This is a genomic window from Candidatus Allofontibacter sp. (assembly GCF_040404065.1).
Taxonomy (GTDB): Bacteria; Pseudomonadota; Alphaproteobacteria; order Pelagibacterales; family Pelagibacteraceae; genus Fontibacterium.
The window spans coordinates 878030-899977 of the sequence record NZ_JBBAJM010000001.1; the positions used below are offsets into that span (position 1 = coordinate 878030).

Consider the following 21948-nt stretch of genomic DNA (forward strand, 5'->3'; position numbering starts at 1 on the left):
TTTAGTCAATGTTACTCACGCTCCTTATACTTAAGAAAAGAACTAATAACTCCAGATAAAGTTCTGATTTCCTGCGTAGACAGCAGACTTCGATGAAAAATATTTTTAATACTTCTAATCATTTGTTGTCGTTTTTCTTCTGGTTTTAAAAATCCAACCTTATCTAAATGAGATATAAAAAAATTTAAAAAAGCCTGAACTTCACTTTTTTTGGCATCTTCACTTCTATATAAATTTTTAACGAACGGTTCAATTTTTTTTGATGATAAAAATAATTGAAAAGCAAAAACTGTAACAGCATGGGAAAGGTTTAATGATTTAAATTTAACATTGGTTGGAATATTGACTAAGTAATTAGCGTTAATAAGATCATCGTTACTTAATCCTGATGCTTCTGGTCCAAATAAAATGCCGATTTTTTTATTTAAAGAATTTTGTTTTTTTATAATTTTTACTGCTTCATTTAAATCAATTATCTTTTTATTCACGGATCTATTTCTTGATGTTGTTGCAAAAACAAAATTTAAATCTGCTACAGCATCATCATTATTCAGATATACTTTGGCTTTATGAACAATATCTTTAGCTTCTACAGCCGTATAAGTTGCACTTTTATTTGGCCAACTATCACGAGGTGCTACTAATCTTAAATTTTCAAAATTAAAATTTTTTAACGACCTTGCAGCCGCACCTATGTTTTCACCAAGCTGTGGTCTAATTAAAATAAAGTTAATGTTTTTAGATAACATTACAAATTAGCAGGGGCCTTATCTTTAAATAATTTGTAATCAATACTATCTATTAACGCTCTAAAAGAAGCTTCAATAATATTTGGCGAAACTCCAATGGTAAACCAAACATCACCTGTGCTATCTGTGCTTTCAATAGAGACACGGGTAATTGCATTAGTTCCTGTGTTTAAAATTCTTACTTTATAATCTAAAAGTTTTAAATCTTTTAGATACTCAGCATATTTTCCAATTTTTTCTACATTGGATCTAATGGCATTATCAATCGCATTCACTGGTCCGTTACCTGATCCTTCGCAAACGATATCTTTTTTATCAACTTGCAACACAACTGTTGCATAAGAATTAATGATTTCGCTATCAGCGTTCTTGCTAACTTTAACTTCGTATTTTTTAATATTCAAATAATTTGGAACTTCATTTAACAATCTACGAGTTAAAAGTTCAAATGACGCATCTGCTCCATCATATGCATATCCAATAAATTCTCTGTCTTTTACCTGTTCTAATAGTTTTTGAACATTAGGATCGTCTTTATTAATTTTGATATTTAACTTTTCTAATCTTGATAAAATATTTGACCTCCCAGACTGATCTGAAATGACAATATTTCTTTTGTTGCCAACAGATTCTGGCGATACATGTTCATAAGTTTTTGGATTTTTTTCTACAGCAGAAACATGCAGTCCGCCTTTATGCGAAAATGCTGATGCGCCAACATAAGCTGCATGATTATTAGGTTTTCTATTTAAAATTTCATCTAATAATCTTGAGCATTCTGTTAAGTACTTAATCTTTTTTTCTTCTACTGAAATATCAAACCTATCTCTAAAATATTTTTTAAATAATAAAGTTGGAATAATAGAAACGATATTTGCGTTTCCGCATCTTTCCCCTAAACCATTTAGAGTGCCCTGCACTTGTCTTGCTCCAGATCTAATAGCAGCTAATGTGTTAGCGACTGCATTTTCAGTATCATTATGTGTATGAATACCTAAATTTTTTCCAGGTATAGTCTTTGCAACATCATTTACAATCTCTTCAATCTCAAAAGGTAAAGTTCCACCATTGGTATCACAAAGCACAACCCATCTTGCTCCATTGTCGTATGCTGAACGAATACATTCTAGTGCGTAATCTTTATTGTTTTTATATCCATCAAAAAAATGCTCAGCATCAAACATATACTCTCTTTTATTTTCAACAAAATGCTTCGTTGTTTCTGCAATATTTTTTAAATTTTCTTCTTTTGAAATTCCTAAGGCTACATCAACATGAAAATCCCATGTCTTACCTACAATGCAGACTGACTTTGTATTAGAGTTAAGAATTGCTGATAGACCAGGATCGTTTTCTGCGCTTCTTCCAGATTTTTTGGTCATTCCGAAAGCAACCAGTGTTGAATTTAAAAGTTTTGGTGGTTTGCTAAAAAAATTAGTATCTGTTGGATTTGCACCAGGCCATCCTGCTTCAATATAATCAACTCCTAATTTAGATAAAGCATTAGCAATCCTATTTTTTTCATCCATAGAAAAATCAACTCCTTGCGTCTGAGCTCCGTCTCGCAAAGTTGTGTCAAAAATATAAATTTTTTCTTTACTCATTATTTATGTTTCCAAGTCGTATTATTATTCAAATCTTCGATGATAATTCCTTTTTCTTCAAGATTTAATCTAATTTTATCTGCTTTTTTAAAATCTTTATTTTTTCTAGCAAGATTCCGTTTTTGTACTAGATTTTCAATTTCACTTACATCTAAATCTGATTTCTTTTTTAAAATATTAAATTGTTGCTGACTTTCACCGAATAGTCCTAAAAACCTAAGCGCAGAATTTAAATCTTTTTTAGCCACAACGTCGCCTTCTTTTGCTTTATTATAAATACTATGAATGTTTGTTATAAATTTTGGCGTATTTAAATCATCTAATAAAATACTAAATAATTCATTACTAATTTCTTCTGTATCAGGAGTGTAAAAACTATACCAACCTTCTAATATTTTTTTATTAGTTTCTAAGACTTTTAAATTCCAATCTAATGGCTGCCTGTAATGAGTTCCTAGAATGGACAATCTAATAATTTGACCATTAAAATTATCTTTCAAATTATTAATTGTTACAAAATTACCGTCAGACTTTGACATTTTTTTTCCATTAACTGTTACATAACCATTATGCATCCAATATTTTGCAAAAAAACTTGTATTATTTGAACAAATTGACTGGGCTATTTCATTTTCATGATGTGGGAAAATTAGGTCTAGACCACCACAATGAAGATCAAATTCTTTTCCTAAATATTTCTCTGCCATCGCCGAGCATTCTATATGCCAGCCTGGTCTGCCTTTTCCCCACGGAGAATCCCATGAAGGTTCATTTTCTTTTGAAGGCTTCCAAAGCACAAAATCTAAAGGATTGGTTTTCAATTCTGAAACTTCGACTCTTGACCCAGATATTAATTCCTTTGGATTCTTATTTGATAAGCTTCCGTAATTTGGAAATTTATTTACATCAAAATACACATTACCATCTTTAAGATATGCGAATTTCTTATTTAATAAATTCTCTATCATTTTAATCATTTCTTTAATATTTTCTGTTGCTCTAGGTTGATTGTTTGGGTTTAAACAATTTAAATATTTGCAATCACTTAAAAAACCATCTTCAATATTCTTTGTAAGTTCACTAATATTAATTTTTAATTCATGAGCTCTTTGAATAATTTTATCATCAATGTCAGTAACGTTTCTCACGTAATTGACTTTATTTTTGCCGAAAATTTTAATTAAGATTCTATATACAAGATCAAAAATAATTAAGGGTCTTGCATTTCCAATATGAGGATGATCATAAACGGTAGGGCCGCAAACGTACATTCCAACCGAATTTTTATTCAACGGAGTAAAATCTTCTTTGTATCGGCTTAAAGTATTAAATATTTTTAAATTACTCCCTGTCATTAAATTTGCAGATTGGAATCGGAATCATTTTATGGAGATTTCTTTTTCTAATCTTTATATAATTTTCATAATTTTTGTTTTTATTATCCAACATTGCCATCTCTAAATCCTCATAAGACATTCCTAATTGGCGTTCATCTGTTCTTCCATCTGCCCATAGCCCATCTGTGGGTGGAGCATTAATAATATCTTCTAGTATATTTAATTCTTTTCCCATTTTCCAAACTTGGGATTTTAAACAGTCTGCGATTGGAGAAATATCTACTCCTCCGTCTCCATATTTGGTAAAAAAACCAACTCCAAAATCTTCTATCTTATTTCCTGTTCCAACAACAATTCCGTTATTTGCTCCTGCAACTTGGTAAAGAGTTGTCATTCGAATTCTTGCTCTAGAATTTGCGAAAGCAAGTTCATTATTAAATTTACCTAATGTTTTTTCAAAAACATTAAATACATCATCTAAATTAATAATAATTTCATCCACGTTAGAAAATTTACTTTTCAGCCATTTTAAATGAGCTTTGCTTAAATCATCTTGAAACTTAAGTTGTCTAATAGGCATAGACAAAACTTTAGTATTAATTCCTGTCATTGCAGAAATAGTGCTCACCACGGCTGAATCAATTCCTCCTGAAACCCCGACCACTAAACAGTCAGGTTTTTTTTCCATTGAATTACAGTAGTTTTTGATCCAGTTTTTAATAAATTGAATTCTCTCTGTTGTGTTCATTTTAATATTTTTACCTTTTTTTAAGTTTGAAGCAAAAAAATTATTAAAAAATAATTTTTAAGAAGCTTTTCTTATGGAATTTATTGAATATTTAGAATTTTTCTTAATCTCTTCAGAAATTAAAAATGCCAATTCAATCGCTTGGTTTGCGTTTAGTCTAGGATCACAATGAGTATGATATCTATCCGATAGATCTTTATCAGTGATATTCTGCGCACCCCCAATACACTCGGTTACATTCTTTCCTGTCATCTCAATGTGCAATCCTCCAGCATAAGTTCCTTCACTTTGGTGAACTTCGAAGAAACTTTTAACTTCAGAAATAATATTTTCAAATGGTCTTGTCTTATAACCAGTTGAGGCCTTGATAGTGTTTCCATGCATAGGATCACATGACCAAATAACTTTTTTATCTGATTTTTTAATAGCCTTAATAAGCTTTGGTAAAAAAGTTTTTACTTTATCATGACCAAATCTTGCTATTAAAGTTATTCTTCCAGCTTCATTTTCTGGATTCAAAACATCAATTAATTTTACAAGTTCCTGTGGATCTAAAGTAGGACCACATTTAATTCCTATAGGATTTTTAATGCCTCTACAGAATTCAACATGGGCCCCATCCAGCTGTCTTGTTCTATCACCAATCCATAAAAAATGAGCAGAAGTGTCGTGGTATTCTCCTGTTGTAGAATCAATACGTGTCATCGCTTCCTCAAACGGAAGATGTAATGCTTCATGGCTAGTATAAAAATTAACTGTTCTTAATCTTCTATTTTGCTCAATAGTAATTCCACATGCATCCATAAAGCTTAAAGCATCACTTACCTTATCTTGTATTTCTTTAAATCTTTTATTTGCATTGTCATTCACGAAATCCATATTCCACAAATGTACTTTGCTTAAATCAGCAAACCCTCCTTGTGAGAATGCTCTTAGTAAATTTAATGTTGCTGCAGCTTGAGAGTATGATCTTAATAATCTTATAGGATCAGGTCTTCTAGAGTCGTCATCAAATTTCATGCCATTAATATTGTCCCCTAAGTAACTAGGCAATTCCTTGCCGTTAATCACTTCTGTAGGTGAGCTACGTGGCTTTGAAAATTGACCTGCTACCCTACCAAGTTTTACGATTGGTAAATGCGATGACACAGTTAATATTAAAGATACTTGCAAAATAACTTTAAATAAATCTCTAATATTATCTGGATGAAACTCTTCAAAACTTTCTGCACAATCTCCACCTTGAAATAAAAAAGCTTTTCCTTCACTTACATCACTTAACAAATGTTTAAGCGTGCGTGTTTCACCTGCAAATACAAGTGGTGGGAATTTTGAAATTTCCTTTAAAACTTCGTTAAGCTTACCTTCGTTTTCATAAACGGGTAAATGCTTTGCAGTTTTTTTTTTCCAAGAATCTGGGTTCCAATTTTTCATATTCAACCTAAAGTATATATAAGGAGCAAACTAAGCGTACAAGAATAAACTATTCGACAGTAACAGATTTTGCTAGATTTCTTGGCTTATCTATATCGTGACCTTTTTTTAAAGCCACATAATAAGCAAGTAGTTGCAAAGGTATATTAGTTAAAAACGGAGAAAGAAATTTATTAATTTTTGGAATTTTAACTTCGTACCAAATATTTTCATGAGGATCTTCTCCTTCGAGATGATCAGATATTAATAAAATTTTTCCACCACGTGCAATAACTTCCTGCATATTAGAAATAGTTTTTTCATAAAATCTATCTTTTGGTGCTATCACAACTACAGGCATTCCATTTTCAATTAAAGCTAACGGACCATGCTTCATTTCACCAGCTGGATAACCATCTGCATGCAGGTAAGTAAGTTCTTTAAATTTAAGTGCTCCTTCTAATGCTATTGGGTATGACAACCCTCTTCCTAAAAAAATAGATCCTTTGATGTCTGTAAAGTCATCTGCTAACTCCTCAATTATTTTTTTCTTATCTAAAATTAGAGAAACATCAGAATGAATTTTTTCTAAATCTTTAACGATATCAAAATATTCATTCTCTTTTATTTCATTTCTAATTCTTGAAATTTTTAAGATAAATAATAATAAAACTAAAATTTGACCTGTAAAAGCTTTTGTTGAAGCCACTCCAACTTCCGGACCCACATGTATTGGAAGGACTAAATCTGACAATCTTGATAGAGAACTTTCAGTTACGTTTACAATTGAGCAAGTTTTAGCGCCATTCTTCTTACAAAAATCTAATGCAGCAATTGTGTCAGCTGTTTCACCTGATTGAGAAACAAAAATATATAGTACATTATCTTTTATTTTATTATTTCTATATCTAAACTCGGAAGCAACATCGACATTTGCATCTAAATTAGTAAATTCTTCAAACCAATATTTTCCAAGTACACAAGCATGATAAGCGGTACCGCAAGCTATTAAGTTAACTTTTGTAATTTTTTTAGGATCGATTGGAAAATTAACAATATTAATTTCTTTTCTTATTTTATCAAAATACTCGTTAATGCATTTTTTTATAACTGCCGGCTGTTCAAATATCTCTTTTGACATAAAATCTTTAAACCCGCCTTTGTCATAAATCCCTTTATCACTTGATAATTGATATATTTTTTTATCAATTCTTTTATTATTTTTATCAAAAAACTCTATTTTATCTTTTGAAATGACACATACATCGCCATCATCCAGATAGGAAACTTCATTAGTCATAGAATTAAGTGCATAAGAATCTGATCCTAAATATTTTTCTTTATCACCATAACCTACCGCAAGTGGACTTCCTCTTCTTGCTCCCACAATTAAGTTATCAAATTTTTTAAAAATAATTCCTAAGGCAAAACTTCCTTCTAATTCTTTTAAAGTTTCAAAAACTGCTTCTAAATAACTCATTTTTTTTAAATGCTCTGTAATAAGATGAGTTACAACTTCTGTATCTGTTTGCGACTTGAAAAAATGTCCTTTTTGTAAAAGTTTCTTTTTAAGAATACTTGAATTTTCAATAATTCCATTATGAACAACGGAAACATCTTCTGATGAATGAGGATGGGCATTTAACTCGTTTGGGACCCCATGAGTTGCCCAGCGCACATGCCCAATGCCAATATTTCCCGATAATGAAGTTTTTTTAATTAATTTCTCCAAATCAACAACTTTTCCAGCACACTTGTTTTCAATAATCTCTCCATTAACAATTGTTGAAATTCCAGCGGAGTCATAACCTCTATACTCAAGTTTTTTTAATGAATCTAATATACGCGCCGTTGTATCTTTGTAGCTAACAATACCAATAATACCGCACATAATATTTTTATTTTTTCTTAAACTCTCTTTGAGGAGCCCTGCTTAGTACAAGAGAATTATCTTTTACGTTTTTAGTAATAGTTGATCCTGCTCCAACTATTGAATTTTTTCCTATTTTAACTGGCGCAACTAATGATGTGTTTGATCCCACAAAAACATTATCTAAAATATTTGTTTTATATTTATTTTTTCCATCATAATTGCAAGTAATTGTCCCAGCTCCAATATTAACATTTTTTCCAAGCGTTGAATCGCCTACATAACTTAAATGATTTATTTTAGAATTTTTTCCAATTTTTGATTTTTTTATTTCTACAAAATTACCAATTCTAGAATTGTCTTCCAAAACTGTTTCAGGTCTTAGTCTTGCAAAAGGTCCTATTGTTACATTATTTCCAATTTTGGTTTTTTCTATATAAGAAAAACTTAAAATTTTAACATTGTTACCAATTTTTACGCCCTTACCAATAACAACATAAGGTTCAATTGTAACATTTTTTCCAAACTTTGTATCTGAAGATAAATATATTGAATCAGAAGAAATTAATTTTACACCTTTTTTAATTGCTAATTTTTTAATTTTACTTTGTAATAATTTTTCTAATTCAGACATAATTAAATTATAATTTTTTTATGAATAACTTTTAACCTAAAGTTACGATTTATTGCAATTTTTGCAATGTTAATATAGTAATAATTTTAGTATTTTAAATCACAAATTATTTCTTTTAAAAACTAATTTTGTTTTCTGTAGATTTATGAATAAAGCGATCGTTTTTGACCTAGATGGAACTCTTGTAGATTCCGCTCCAGATTTAATGGATGCTCATAATTACGTGATGCAAAAATATGGCTACCATCAAAAACAAGTTTCTGACATTCGCCATCTAGCAGGTAGAGGTGCTGCTAATATGATTTTAAGTTCATTAAGAGAGGAAGATAAAAAATTCGATGCTAATATTCATAAAGAAATGACAGAAGAATTTATTAATTTTTATAGAGAAAATATTTCTAAAAAATCTCAAATTATCAAAGGAGCTGTAGATTTTTTAAAATGGGGAAAATCTCAAAATATTACTCTCGCCGTTTGCACAAACAAAATGGAATCTCTTGCTAAAAAACTACTAAAAGAAATTAATCTTATTGAATTTTTTGATTATATTGCTGGAGCGGATACCTTTGAATATCGAAAACCTGATCCAAGACATCTTACTAATATCCTGGAGATATTAGATGTAAAAAAAGAAAATAGCATTATGGTTGGTGACAGCGAAACCGACTCTGAAACGGCCAGATCTGCCAAAATACATTTTGTATTAGTAAAAGGAGGATATACCGAAAAAGATCAAAAGCACATTTATCATAACCATTTAATTAATGATTTTACAGAAATGCAGGCCATTATATCAAAAATGAAATTTTTAAATTAATGATATTTGTGATTTAATATTTAAAATAAATAAAAAGTTTATTATGTACTTTGTAAAGAACACTCCAGCTGAGAAAAGAGCTCAATTAAATAAAAAATTAAAAACAGGAAAGCTTATTCGTTTTCCAGGGGCCTATAGTCCGATCGTTGCAAAACTAATAGAAGAAATTGGATATGAAGGCGTTTATATTTCTGGAGCTGTAATGGCTAATGACCTTGGCATGCCTGATATTGGTCTTACAACATTAACTGAGGTTTCTTACCGAGCTGAACAAATTGCTCGTGTTACTAATTTACCGTCTATTGTTGATGCGGATACGGGTTTTGGCGAGCCCATGAATTGTGCAAGAACAATTGAAACTTTTGAAAATTTTGGAATTTCAGGATGTCATATTGAAGATCAAATTAATCCTAAAAGATGCGGTCACCTAGATAATAAGGAAATTGTTAGCACTAATGAAATGGTTAAAAAAATTAAATCAGCTGTAAAAGCTAGAAAAGATAAAAATTTTTTAATTATAGCAAGAACTGATGCTAATGCAGTTGAGGGAATAGAAAAAACAATTTCAAGAATAAAAGCTTATGTCGACGCTGGAGCAGATATGATTTTTCCTGAAGCTTTAAAAGATGAAAAAGAATTTGAAAAAGTAAGAAAAATAACCAAAGCATATTTACTTGCAAACATGACAGAGTTCGGAAAATCAAAGCTATTATCTGTTAAAGAACTTAACGATCTTGGTTATAACTTAGTCATCTATCCTGTGACAACTCAGAGATTGGCTCTAAAAAATGTAGAAGATGGCCTAAAACAAATCTTTAAAGAAGGTCATCAAAATAATGTTATTGATAAAATGCAGACAAGAAAAAGATTATATGAGTTAGTTGACTATGAAAAATATAGTCAATTTGACAGTTCTATATTCAATTTTTCCAAAAAAGGTCACGAATAATGACTGAAGGCGATATCAAAAAAGGGTTGGTTGGCGTCATAGCTGACGAGACTAAGGTTTCAGAAGTTATGCCTGATATAAATTCCTTAACATACAGAGGTTATGCGGTTCAAGATCTTGCTGAAGTGTGTGTATTTGAAGAAGTCGCTTACTTATTATTAAATGGAGAGCTACCTAATAAATTTCAACTGTCTAAATTTCAAGAAGAAGAAAGAAATAACAGAGAAATCAGTTCTAATTTAAAAAAGATTATTCAAAACTACCCAAAAAATTCCCATCCAATGGACACTACAAGAACTTCCGTTAGTCATTTAGGTCTGGAAGATCCTGAGACAGGAATAAATACCACTGAATCTGATTATAAAAAATTTATAAGAATTTTTGCAAAAACTCCAACGGCTGTAGCTGCAAATTTTAGAACAAGAAAAGGATTGGATATAATAGATCCAAAGAAAGATTTAAGTTTTAGTGAAAACTTTTTTCATATGTGCTTTGGAAAAGTTCCAAGCAAAGATGTTGTTAAAGCATTTGATGTGTCTTTAATTCTTTACGCCGAACATAGTTTTAACGCTTCAACTTTTACATCAAGGGTTATTACAAGCACTCTTGCAGATATTCATAGTGCAATTGTAGGAGGAATCAGCGCCTTAAAAGGACCATTGCATGGCGGAGCAAACGAAGTGGTAATGAAAATGTTCTTCGATATTAAAGAACCCGAAAACGCAGAAAAGTACATTTTAAATAAAATTGAGAATAAGGATTTGATAATAGGTTTTGGTCATCGTGTTTATAAAAATGGAGACTCTAGAGTGCCCACAATGACAAAATATTATTATAAAACTGCAGAGTTTTATAAGAATGAAAAATTTCCAAAAATTTCTAAAATATTAGAGCAAACAATGATTAAAGAAAAAAATATATTTCCTAATTTAGATTTTCCGTCTGGTCCCACTTATTACTTAATGGGTTTTGATGTCGATTTTTTTACTCCAATATTCGTAATAGCAAGAATTACAGGATGGTCAGCTCACATTATCGAGCAACTAAAAGATAACAGACTAATAAGACCGCTTTCAAAATATGTAGGATCTGATCACCGGAACGTTCAACCGATAGATATAAGGTAATTCTTAATTATTTCGTAAACTCAAAGGCTTCAACCCATGAGCCTTTAGTGGAAGCTTTGGAATATTCTGTTGCTCTACCTTCAAAGAAATTCATATGTTCAACACCGTTTAACATATCGTCTAACCAAGTTAATGGGTTTTCTTTAACTTCGTAAATTTCTTTTAAACGTAATTGCGATAATCTTCGGTTTGCAATCCACCTAATATAAGTTTTAACTTGCTCCGCAGTTAGACCTTCGATATTTCCCATCTCAAAAGCAAGATCAATAAATGCATCTTCATGATGAACTATTGTTCTGCAGGCATCATAAATTTCTTTTTGCAAACTCTCGTCTAACAAGCCGGGATTTTCATCGCAGAAAGTATTAAAAATTTTGATCATAGAGTTGCAATGAAGAGTTTCATCTCTTACGGACCAGGTAACTATTTGACCCATGCCTTTCATTTTATTAAATCTTGGAAAATTTAATAAAATCGCAAAACTTGCAAACAACTGAAGACCCTCTGTAAAAGCGCTAAACACCGCAACTGTTTTGGCGATTTCTCTTTTATTACTTGTGTTAAAATTTTTCATGTAATCATATTTATCTTTCATTTCTTTATACTTTAAGAATGCAGAGTATTCAGAATCTGGCATGCCTATTGTATCTAGCAAATGAGAGTAAGCTGCGATGTGAACTGTTTCCATTGACGAAAACGCAGTCATCATCATTAAAACTTCAGTTGGTTTAAAAACATTTGTGTAATGTCTTAAGTAGCAGTTATTAACCTCAACATCAGCCTGAGTAAAAAATCTAAATATTTGAGTAAGTAAATTTTTTTCACCTTGAGTTAACTTTTTTTGCCAGTCTCTTATATCTTCTGATAGAGGAACCTCTTCTGGTAACCAGTGAATTCTTTGTTGAGTTAACCACGCATCATAGCACCACGGATAACGAAAAGGTTTATAAACAGGATTATCTTTTAAAAGACCATGTGTTTCAGAATAATTTTTATCTATTATTTTTTCTGGTATTTTAATTGCCGCTACTGACATGACAAGCACTCCTCATAATCTTTTGTTTCTGTAGTTTGTTTTTTTTCTGCGGGAATTGCAACAAAACTCTTACTCACAACCTCTGCCCTCTGTATAGATTTCGATCTACAGTAGTAAAGACTCTTAAGTCCTTTCTTCCACGCTTGAAAATGAATTTGATGAAGATCTCTCTTATGCACGTCTGCAGGGATAAATACATTCAATGATTGCGCTTGCGATATATAAGGAGTTCTGTCCGCCGAAAGATCGATTAACCATCTTTGATCTAGCTCGAATGCCGTCTTAAAGACATCTTTCTCTTCTTGGGTTAAAAAATCTAGATGCTGAACTGAGCCTTGATTTGTTGTAATCGAAGACCAAACATCAGCATTATTTTTTTCATATTTATTTAAAAGATCCTCTAAAAATTTATTTCTTACGTTGAAAGAACCTGACAAAGTTTTATGTGTGTAACTGTTTCCAGCGATAGGCTCAATTCCAGGAGATGATCCGCCACAGATGATTGAAATAGAGGCGGTTGGCGCTATAGCTGTTTTATTAGAAAATCTTTCCATGATTCCGTACTCTGCCGCGTCTGGACAAGCTCCTCTTTCTTCTGCTAATTTTTTTGATGCTTTATTAACTTCTTGATCAATATATTTAAATATTTTTGTGTTCCAAACTTTTGCCATTACAGATTCGAAAGGAATCATATTTTTTTGCAAGAAAGAATGAAAACCCATCACACCAAGACCAACGCTTCTTTCGCGGTGCGCAGAATATTTTGCATCTTTAAAAGAATCTGGAGCTTTTTGGATAAATTCGCTTAAAATATTATCTAAAAATCTCATAACATCTTCTAAGAAATTTTTATCATTTTTCCATTCTTCGTAAGTTTCTAAATTTAATGAAGATAAACAACAAACTGCTGTTCTGTCTTTTCCATGTTTATCAATTCCAGTTGGTAAAGTAATCTCTGAACATAAATTTGAAGTTTTAACTGTAAGACCAGCAAGTTTATGATGTTGTGGTATCATTCTATTTACCGTGTCTATGAAAATAATATAAGGCTCACCTGTTTCAACTCTTGCAGTTAATAATCTGATCCATAAATTTCTCGCAGAGATCGTTGCTTGAACCGCTCCATCATATGGACTTTTTAATGCCCACTGTTCATCAAGTTCAACTGCTCGCATAAAAGCATCTGTAACCAAAACTCCGTGATGAAGATTTAATGCTTTTCTATTTGGATCTCCACCAGTTGGTCTTCTCATTTCTATAAACTCTTCAATTTCAGGGTGATCAATTTGCAAATAACAAGCAGCAGATCCTCTTCTTAGAGATCCTTGACTAATTGCCAAGGTTAATGAGTCCATAACTTTAATAAATGGAATAATTCCAGAAGTCTTTCCAACTCTTCCAATTTTTTCTCCAATAGATCTAAGATTACCCCAATAACTTCCTATTCCACCTCCTCTTGCTGCCAGCCAAACGTTTTCGGACCAAAGATCTAAAATACCGTCTAAGCTGTCATTTGCTTCATTTAAAAAACAAGATATTGGCAAACCTCTGTCCGTTCCTGCGTTTGACAATACCGGAGTTGCAGGCATGAACCAAAGGTTGCTGATATAATTATAAATTCTTTGAGCATGTAAATTGTTGTCAGCATAGTTTGCCGCAACACGAGCAAACAAATCTTGGTAAGATTCTCCATCTGCTAAGTAACGATCATCTAAAGTTGCTTTACCGAAATTTGTTAATTTTGAATCTTTTGATCTATCAATTTTAATTGTAATCCCTTTTTCATTTTGAAATAACTCTGTTTCTTTTGTTAGAGAAAAAAGATCTGGTTTTTTTAGATCCTGAACGTTAGATTTTGGAGTTGATGTCGGAATGTCTATTCCTTTGTCCAAAACGATCTTTTTTATGGCCAAAGCCAAGTTATCTTGCATAACTCTATGTTTTATTAGATTTTTATGGTAAAACAACTATATGTTGTGTTACAAAAACATGAATATACTATTAATAAGTACATCACAATAGAACATTATTAGAACATTACAAAAAAGTCAATTAAAAAAATTTATTTTTGATAAACCATTAAAAAATAACAATTAATTTTTTTAATGAATTCTAAAGATATTAACATAAACAAAAATGGTTTTAGGGAATACGACGCGAGATGGTTGTATCCAAAAGATATTAGTCTTGAAGGAATCAAAACCATAGGTCTTGCCCTTGGAACTCAAATTAGCAGGCACACAAAAAAAAATCCAAGAGTAATTGTTGGTCACGACTACAGATCTTACAGCGAAGAAGTTAAAGGAGCATTAATCGAAGGATTGATGGAAAGCGGATGTAATGTTGAAGATTTAGGATTGAGTTTAACTCCTATGGTTTATTTTGCTCAGTTTGAACTTAATGCAGATGCTATCGCAATGGTAACTGCGAGTCATAATGAAAATGGGTGGACTGGAATTAAAATGGGTATTGAGAAAGGTCTTACTCACACACCAACAGAAATGTCTGAACTTAAGGAAATAGTATTCAGTAAAAATTTTATTAAAAATGAAGGAAGTTTAAAAAAAATTAATAACTTTAAAGATATCTATAGCAATTATTTAATCTCTAATAATAAAATAAATAAGAAAATTAAAGCAGTTGTTGCCTGTGGTAATGGCACGGCTGGAGTTTTTGCTCCTCAAATTTTAAGAAGTATTGGTTGTGATGTCATAGAATTAGATTGTAATCTTGATTATACATTCCCTAAATATAATCCTAATCCAGAAGACATGAAAATGCTTCATGCTATTAGTGAGGCTGTTGTAAAAAATAAAGCTGATATTGGTTTTGGCTTTGATGGAGACGGAGATAGAGTTGGAGTTATTGATAACAAAGGACGTGAAATATTTTCAGATAAAATAGGATTGTTAATTGCAAGAAATATTTCAAATGCACATAAAGGGGAAAAATTTATTATTGATGTTAAATCAACTTGTCTTTACTCAGACGATGAAGTTTTAAAAAAAAACAACTGCGAAGTTATATTTTGGAAAACAGGACACTCTCACATTAAAAGAAAAGTAAAAGAAACTAAATCAATTGCTGGTTTTGAAAAAAGTGGTCACTTCTTTTTTAATCAGCCAATCGGATTTGGATTTGATGACGGAATAATGTCTGCAATTCAAGTATGTCATTTAATAAATAATGAGAATAAAAAAATGTCTGAGATTATAGATGCTCTTCCTATGACATATCAAACTCCTACTATGGCACCCTTCTGTAAAGATGAAGAGAAATATCAAATTGTTGATCTAATCACTAAACAATTTAAAGAATTTAAAGAAAATAAAACTAAAATTAACGATCAATTAATTAAAGAAATAATCACTATTAATGGTGTTAGATTTGTTCTTGAAGATAACTCATGGGGACTAATTAGAGCATCCTCTAATAAGCCTTCTTTAGTTGTGGTGGTTGAGACTTTAAAATCTAATAAAGACACCAAAAACATCTTTGATTTTATTGATAAAACTCTTCAAAAAACTGGAAAAGTTGGAGAATACGACCAAAAAATTTAGTCTTTAGTCCAATAACCATAAACGCAACGAGTTCCATTTCTAGAACAATCAAAAACATCGTGAAGAACTCCATTAATAACTACTGTTAAATGTTTAGAACATGAAACTATTAATGTGCCCATAGGAAGTTCTTCTTTCTTTAAATGAACTTTACAGCCTTGTCCCACAAACATAGTTGGAGTCCACTTCCATCCTAGTTTTTCTAAATATTTTTTCAATACAACTCTATGAGTTCCAGATCTTGGACTGTCGTGTCTTTCCTTTAGACTTCTTGCAAGTTTGGTCTTTGAAGTATTTCTGAATTCATGGTTGGCTTTAAATAAATCGTCATAAACCATTTGATACGGCATTCTAGTTGCAATCGCGATAGATCTAACAACACAATCCCCCGCCTGACCTTTGTACCCTGCGGCCGCTCTACCACCGTCGTTAATTTTTAATTCTAAATTACTACGAGAAAATAATCTTTTAAAAAACATTATAAAATGTTTAAGCCTATTTGTTAAAAAAATAAACTATTTGATTTTTAAGAATTTACTTAGAAAGATAATCTATTGCAGCCATAAGACCGCCTGCTTTGTGTGGAATTTTTGCTTTTCTAAGTCCAAGCTCAACTCCAGCTAAGGTCCCAGATAACATAAGATCATTGAGATCTCCTAAATGACCGATCCTAAATACTTTTCCTTTAATTTTATTTAACCCCATGCCTAAAGACATATTGTATTCATCAAATATAATTTTTCTTAAGTTGTCAGAATCGTAACCTTGTGGAAGCAATATTGCGGTCACAGAATTTGAATATTCCTCTGGATTTCTAGCTAAAATCTCAAGTCCCCAAGCTTTAACTGCTGTTCTCGTAGCCTCGGCTAATCTTGTGTGACGTTTAAATACATTTTCTAAACCTTCTTCTGTTAACATGTTGATCGCTTCCTCAAGCCCAAAAAATAAATTTACTGATGGAGTGTAAGGAAAAAAACCGTCTTTGTTATTTTCTAAGATAGGATTCCAATCCCAGTATGATTTTAGCATTGTTGATTTTGAATATGCTTCTAATGCTTTTTCGCTTATAGCATTAAAAGACAGGCCTGGAGGCAATAATAATCCTTTTTGAGATCCGCAAACAGTCACGTCTACTTTCCATTCGTCATGACGATAATCAATTGAACCTAAAGATGAAATAGTATCAACCATTAAAAGTGCTGGATGTTTAGCGCTGTCCATTGCTTTTCTAATATTAGCAATATTACTAGTAACACCAGTTGAAGTTTCGTTATGCAAAGCAAAAACAGCTTTTATTTTATGACTCTTGTCTTCGCTTAATTTTTTTTCAACTATTTTAGCGTCAACTCCACTACGCCAATCACCTGGTACAAATTCTACATCTAAAGAAAGTTTCTTTGCTTGTTCTGACCATAAATAGGAAAATTGTCCAGTTTCAAACATCAATACTTTGTCTTTGGGATTTAAAGTATTTACAATGGCTGCTTCCCAAGCTCCTGTTCCAGACCCCGGAAAAATAATTACAGGATGCTTTGTTTTAAAAATTCCTCTAATTCTATCCAAAATTCTTTTTGAAATTTCGGCAAAATCTGCGCCACGATGATCGATTGTTGGATAACTAATTGCTCGCAATACTCGATCTGGAATATTTGTAGGACCTGGAACTTGTAAAAAGTGTTTCCCGGGTCTGAATGAATTTGATTTGGGCATATTAATTATATAATCATTTTAAAAAAAATAATTACTTGATTATTTAGTGATATCTTTTGCTTTTTGAATAGCAGTTTCTGACGTTTCTTTAATTGTTTTAATACCAGAATCAAAGAACTTACCGATATTATCTTTTTCAGCAACACCTACTGCTAAACCCACTACAACTGCTAATACTATCCACATAAGATTATAGTAATATTTTTCTCAAATCTGTCAAATATATTAATTGCTAGATTTTGCCGCATTAAAGTTATCCTTAACTAAATCCAATATATGATCAACTTTTTTGATATCTGCATCTCTAACTAACATATTATTACTTAAATACCTCTTCCAATAATTAGCCCCTTGAATACCATGAAACAAACCTACAGTATGACGCATCACTTGATTAACACGCGTCCCTTTTTTTACTTCAGCAAGACAATATTCAACTGTTTGTTTTACAACCTCTTCTCTTGTTGGAATATTTTCATTATTAAATATCTCTCTTTCAATATCTGCCAAAAAATAAGGTGAATGATAAATAGCTCTTCCGATCATTACCCCATCTACATTTTTTAAATGTTCTTTAATTTGATTAGTTTCTGTAATTCCACCGTTAATAATGATTTCTAAATTAGGATTGTTGTCTTTAATTTGTTTTACAATTCCATAATTTAATTTTGGAATTCTTAAATTATCTCTTGGGCTTAATCCTTTAAGAATTGCTTTTCTTGCATGCAAAATTATTGTTTTAACTCCTGTGCTTGCAATTTTTTTAACAAACTTATCTAAATATTCAAAATCTTCTACATCATCAAAACCTATTCTTGTTTTAACGGTTACTGGAAGTTTGGTTGAATTAACCATACCATTTAAACACTCCATCACTAAATCTGGTTCTTTAATTAAGCATGCGCCAAATTTATTTTTTTGAACTTTTTTACTAGGACAGCCTAGATTCAAATTAACCTCATCATAATTATAATCTTCTGCAATTTTTGAAGCTTCTGATAACTCTTTAACAGAGGAGCCTCCTAACTGAAGAGCAACCGGTTTTTCTAATTCACTAAATTCTAAAACATTTCTTTGTTTACCTTTAAGAATTGCTCCTGTTGAGATCATTTCAGAATAAAGCATAACATTCTTGCTTATTAATCTTAAAAAGTAACGGTCGTGTCTATCAGTGCAATCCATCATAGGTGCCACGCTTACTTTTCTATTAACTTTGGACATTTTTAATTAAATTCTCCATTATTGAGATTTTATTTTTCTTAACAAATTCTTCGTGATTTTGAACTATTTTTCCAAGCTCATAATAATAATTAACCATAACACCAAATGATTCCTTAAATCCATTTATAGATAAATTGCCGTTAACAACAATGTCGTAGATGGAAGCGCCATTATTTAAATGAAAATAAGCAACTCCATTAATTGGTTTATTGTTAATTTTTTCTTCCACTAAATAGTAATAAGCTATTTTTTTAAGAGCTTGTTTGTTTTGTTCAATTTTATATTGATTGAAGTTAATATCGTCCTGTTCTTTTAAAAACATTAGTTGTTTATAATCATCATTTTTTAATATTTTTTTAATTTTATCTTCTGGCTGTTTGCTAAACCAATTTGCAAATCCAGGTATTGGCGACAATGTGTAAAAATTTTTAACTTTTGGGAACTCTTGCTGAATTTCAAAAACAACTCTTTTAATTAAAAAATTTCCTAAGGTAATTCCTTGTAATCCTTTATTAGAGTTGCTGATTGAATAAAAAGTTACAGCATCATAATCGTCAGCATTGTTAACACCCCCTTCAGTAATTGTTTGAATTGATGTCCCAACACCTTTCGTAAAAGCAACTTGAACAAATATTAAAGGTTCTTTATCAAGAATAGGATGGAAGTATGCGTAAAATAATCTGTCATTTTCTAATCTTCTATAAAGCGCTTCTATACTTTTAATCTCGTGAACACGTTCGTTCTTAATTATTTTTTGCAAGATATCAGGATCAGTTTCTTTTTTAATACGAGTTAATTTTAAAAAACCAGGATTAAACCAAGATCTAAATAAATGCCTAAAGTCTTTATCAAAATCTTTTAATACTTGATGCTTTGTTAAAAAATATATCAAGTCTTCTCTCATGCTAACAAGAGACTGAGTTCCGTTAGGAGCTAAATTTAATCTTCTTATCAATTCCTGTCTTCTTCCTTCAACAAGTTGATTTAAATTTTCTAAAGTTGTTGGATTGCTATTATCAATAAAATCTCTGCAGGCTCTATTAATGATCGAATAATCTGGTTTAAATTTTTTATTAGCTTCTAAAAAAAATTTTTCTTTTTCTTCTAAATTTGATTTTTCGTAAAGGTGCCAAAACTCTCTTGCAATAGTTATGCCTGAAACAACTCCATCTTCTGATATTAGCTGTTCACATAACTCAGTTAAATGAGTTGCTGTATCTTTTTTTCTAGTAAATAAATTACCAAAGAATATTTTTCCTTTGTCAGCAACAAGGGTGAGGAATTTTTTTAAACCCAGCATATTGCTGTATTATCCCATAACTAAAGAAGGTAACCAAGTGGCAATTTGAGGGAATGCGCAAAGTATCACTATTTGCAGTATCATTAATAATGCATACGGCAAACAACCCCACAGAATTTTACTCAAAGCAACATCGGGAGCTATTCCTTGAATAACAAATATATTAAGTCCAACGGGTGGATGGATTAAACCAATCTCCATATTAATAGTTACAACTACACCAAACCAAATAGGGTCAAATCCTGCAGCCACAATAATTGGATAAAGAATTGGAGCTGTCATTAAAATACTTGCAACAGGTGGCAAGAAGAAGCCAGCAACTATTAGGAATAAATTGATATAAAACATTAACAGCCATTTGTTAGAAGAAATGGCGACTAATTCTTTAGCAATAGATTGAGTGATATATAAATTAGAAAGTACGAACGCGAATAAGAAAGATGCCGCTATAATTAAAAGCAGCATTACACTTTCAACCATCGTTTCAGAAAAAATTTCCCAGAAATATTTAGTGTTATACATCTTATAAACTACTGCAACTAACCCCATCGCAAATAATGCACCTACAGCCGATGCTTCATTAGGCGTAGCAAAACCTCCATATAAAACGTATAGAACTCCAATAACAAGAAATACAAAAGGTAAAATTTTTGGAAGAATTTCAAATCTTTCTTTCCAAGTGTATTGGGTTACAGCAACTTTTTCTTTTCCTCTGCCTTGACTGAATCTTACATAAATATAAGCCCAGAACATAAATAAAGCTGTAAGCATAATACCAGGCATTATTCCTGCTATAAAAAGTCTGCCGATCGAAGTTCCGGTAGATATTCCGTAAATAATCATTGTGATGCTAGGAGGTATTAATATACCAAGAGTTCCTCCAGCTGCGATTGTTCCGGTTGCAAGCTCATCTGAATAACCTCTTTTTCTCATTTCAGGAATTCCCATTTTTCCAATGGCCGCACATGTTGCAGGTGACGATCCACACAATGCTGCAAATATTGCGCAAGCTCCAAGGTTAGACAAAACTAATCCCCCAGGAACTCTATTTAACCAACGATCAAGTGCTAAATATAAATCTTTTCCTGCGGGTGAAGCTGCGATTGCAATCCCCATTAATAAAAACATTGGAATAGTAACTATTCCAAAATCTTGTAAGCCATTAAAAAGCTGTTCCGCCACAAGAGGTAATCTTCCAATACCTTCGATACCAACAAAGAAAAGAGTTGATACAAGCGCAAGTCCAAATGCTATTGGAATGCCCGTCGCTAAAATTAAAAATGTAGCGCCAATGATATAAAGAGAAAGTACTAAAGGTGTCATATTAATTTCCCTTAGGGTTATTGTAGTCAATCATTGTACAAAAAATATCTGCTATAGATTGAATAATTAATAAAAAAGCTCCTATCGGTAAAAATATATAAACTTTCCATAAAGGAAAATTCCAAATGGTTGGAGTTTTAAGATTTTTTTCCCAGGCATGAATAAAAAGTTCAATGCTTGTATATAAAAATATAATTAAAAAAATAAGTGAAAAAAAAGACGCTAGATAAGACATTAATTTTTGATTTTTTTTACTCATATAGTGAGTAACAATATCAATGCTCACATGCTTCTTTTTTAAAAGAACGTAAGGGCTGCCTACAAAAGTTGCCGCAGCTAAAGAAAAAATAACAAATTCTGTTTGCCAAGTAGTCGACATATTTAAGAAATACCTGACAATAACCATTTCGGTCGTTACAAAAACAGCTGCTATTACTAATAACGTAGCAGTTACTCCGGAAAGCCTCGATAAATTATGCGCAAACTTTATAAAATTAATCATACCAACCCTAATAAAATTGGTGGGCTTTAAACCCACCAATCAAATTTA

Annotated in this window: 20 protein-coding genes; 4 read left to right on the forward strand and 16 right to left on the reverse strand. The window is 31.3% G+C overall.

All coding sequences use genetic code 11. The annotated features are described in order from the left end of the window. Positions 1-11: 11 nt before the first annotated feature. From AC8IG9_RS04735 to AC8IG9_RS04765, 7 genes are read right to left on the reverse strand one after another with little or no spacing between them, the layout of a single operon-like run. Entirely contained in the window at positions 12-749 is a 738-nt protein-coding gene (locus AC8IG9_RS04735; protein WP_507425656.1) for an RNA methyltransferase, read from the reverse strand. Beyond that, entirely contained in the window at positions 749-2353 is a 1605-nt protein-coding gene (gene cimA, locus AC8IG9_RS04740; RefSeq protein ID WP_507425657.1) for a citramalate synthase, read from the reverse strand. The genes AC8IG9_RS04735 and cimA overlap by 1 nt, the downstream gene beginning before the upstream one ends. Then, positions 2353-3708 carry a cysteine--tRNA ligase gene (gene cysS, locus AC8IG9_RS04745; RefSeq protein ID WP_507425658.1) on the reverse strand — a complete coding sequence of 452 codons (1356 nt, stop codon included), beginning with the start codon at positions 3706-3708 and terminating at the stop codon, positions 2353-2355. Before cysS ends, cimA begins: the two co-directional genes overlap by 1 nt. After that, positions 3695-4438: an NAD(+) synthase gene (gene nadE / locus AC8IG9_RS04750; protein WP_507425659.1), complete on the reverse strand. Its 744-nt coding sequence runs from the start codon at positions 4436-4438 to the stop codon at positions 3695-3697. Before nadE ends, cysS begins: the two co-directional genes overlap by 14 nt. A 57-nt stretch (positions 4439-4495) precedes the next feature. Beyond that, positions 4496-5872, reverse strand: coding sequence for a class II 3-deoxy-7-phosphoheptulonate synthase (locus tag AC8IG9_RS04755; protein WP_507425660.1), 1377 nt, complete (start codon positions 5870-5872; stop codon positions 4496-4498). Between the two features lie 49 nt (positions 5873-5921). Continuing rightward, entirely contained in the window at positions 5922-7742 is a 1821-nt protein-coding gene (gene glmS / locus AC8IG9_RS04760) for a glutamine--fructose-6-phosphate transaminase (isomerizing) (RefSeq protein WP_507425661.1), read from the reverse strand. A 7-nt stretch (positions 7743-7749) separates the two neighbouring features. Next, the gene (locus AC8IG9_RS04765) at positions 7750-8355 is read right to left on the reverse strand and encodes a DapH/DapD/GlmU-related protein (protein WP_507425662.1); all 606 of its coding nucleotides are present in this window, start codon (positions 8353-8355) and stop codon (positions 7750-7752) included. A 145-nt stretch (positions 8356-8500) separates the two neighbouring features. On the opposite strand from AC8IG9_RS04765, the gene AC8IG9_RS04770 reads away from it, so the two are divergent. From AC8IG9_RS04770 to AC8IG9_RS04780, 3 genes are read left to right on the forward strand one after another with little or no spacing between them, the layout of a single operon-like run. Beyond that, complete coding sequence (locus AC8IG9_RS04770) at positions 8501-9172, forward strand: HAD family hydrolase (protein ID WP_507425663.1); 672 nt, start codon at positions 8501-8503, stop codon at positions 9170-9172. Positions 9173-9215: 43 nt separating this feature from the next. Beyond that, the gene (prpB, locus tag AC8IG9_RS04775) at positions 9216-10121 is read left to right on the forward strand and encodes a methylisocitrate lyase (RefSeq protein WP_507425664.1); all 906 of its coding nucleotides are present in this window, start codon (positions 9216-9218) and stop codon (positions 10119-10121) included. Beyond that, positions 10121-11248: a bifunctional 2-methylcitrate synthase/citrate synthase gene (locus AC8IG9_RS04780; protein WP_507425665.1), complete on the forward strand. Its 1128-nt coding sequence runs from the start codon at positions 10121-10123 to the stop codon at positions 11246-11248. The genes prpB and AC8IG9_RS04780 overlap by 1 nt, the downstream gene beginning before the upstream one ends. A gap of 7 nt (positions 11249-11255) precedes the next feature. Here AC8IG9_RS04780 and AC8IG9_RS04785 read toward each other — a convergent pair whose 3' ends face one another. Both AC8IG9_RS04785 and AC8IG9_RS04790 read right to left on the reverse strand, forming a co-directional pair. Continuing rightward, complete coding sequence (locus AC8IG9_RS04785; RefSeq protein ID WP_507425666.1) at positions 11256-12284, reverse strand: ribonucleotide-diphosphate reductase subunit beta; 1029 nt, start codon at positions 12282-12284, stop codon at positions 11256-11258. Beyond that, positions 12275-14215: a ribonucleoside-diphosphate reductase subunit alpha gene (locus tag AC8IG9_RS04790; RefSeq protein WP_507425667.1), complete on the reverse strand. Its 1941-nt coding sequence runs from the start codon at positions 14213-14215 to the stop codon at positions 12275-12277. The genes AC8IG9_RS04785 and AC8IG9_RS04790 overlap by 10 nt, the downstream gene beginning before the upstream one ends. 174 nt (positions 14216-14389) lie before the next feature. Between AC8IG9_RS04790 and AC8IG9_RS04795 the strand changes: the two genes are divergently transcribed. Continuing rightward, positions 14390-15844: a phosphomannomutase/phosphoglucomutase gene (locus tag AC8IG9_RS04795; RefSeq protein WP_507425668.1), complete on the forward strand. Its 1455-nt coding sequence runs from the start codon at positions 14390-14392 to the stop codon at positions 15842-15844. On the opposite strand, the gene AC8IG9_RS04800 is transcribed toward AC8IG9_RS04795, so the two are convergent. Genes AC8IG9_RS04800 through AC8IG9_RS04830 form a run of 7 tightly spaced genes read right to left on the reverse strand, consistent with a single transcriptional unit; the run spans position 15841 to position 21900 of the window. After that, positions 15841-16326: a hypothetical protein gene (locus AC8IG9_RS04800; RefSeq protein ID WP_507425906.1), complete on the reverse strand. Its 486-nt coding sequence runs from the start codon at positions 16324-16326 to the stop codon at positions 15841-15843. The genes AC8IG9_RS04795 and AC8IG9_RS04800 overlap by 4 nt on opposite strands. A 52-nt stretch (positions 16327-16378) precedes the next feature. Beyond that, a complete protein-coding gene (locus tag AC8IG9_RS04805) occupies positions 16379-17554 on the reverse strand; it encodes a pyridoxal-phosphate-dependent aminotransferase family protein (protein WP_507425669.1) in 1176 nt (391 codons plus the stop codon). A gap of 39 nt (positions 17555-17593) precedes the next feature. Further along, on the reverse strand, positions 17594-17740 hold the full coding sequence (locus tag AC8IG9_RS04810; protein ID WP_507425670.1) for a hypothetical protein: 147 nt from the start codon (positions 17738-17740) through the stop codon (positions 17594-17596). Between the two features lie 39 nt (positions 17741-17779). After that, positions 17780-18775 carry a tRNA dihydrouridine(20/20a) synthase DusA gene (gene dusA, locus AC8IG9_RS04815; RefSeq protein ID WP_507425671.1) on the reverse strand — a complete coding sequence of 332 codons (996 nt, stop codon included), beginning with the start codon at positions 18773-18775 and terminating at the stop codon, positions 17780-17782. Beyond that, positions 18762-20075 carry a malonyl-CoA decarboxylase domain-containing protein gene (locus AC8IG9_RS04820; protein ID WP_507425672.1) on the reverse strand — a complete coding sequence of 438 codons (1314 nt, stop codon included), beginning with the start codon at positions 20073-20075 and terminating at the stop codon, positions 18762-18764. Before AC8IG9_RS04820 ends, dusA begins: the two co-directional genes overlap by 14 nt. Before the next feature lie 9 nt (positions 20076-20084). Beyond that, positions 20085-21398 (reverse strand): TRAP transporter large permease, encoded by a 1314-nt coding sequence (locus AC8IG9_RS04825; RefSeq protein WP_507425673.1) that lies wholly within the window; start codon positions 21396-21398, stop codon positions 20085-20087. Between the two features lies 1 nt (position 21399). Next, positions 21400-21900: a TRAP transporter small permease subunit gene (locus AC8IG9_RS04830; RefSeq protein ID WP_507425674.1), complete on the reverse strand. Its 501-nt coding sequence runs from the start codon at positions 21898-21900 to the stop codon at positions 21400-21402. Positions 21901-21948 lie beyond the last annotated feature (48 nt).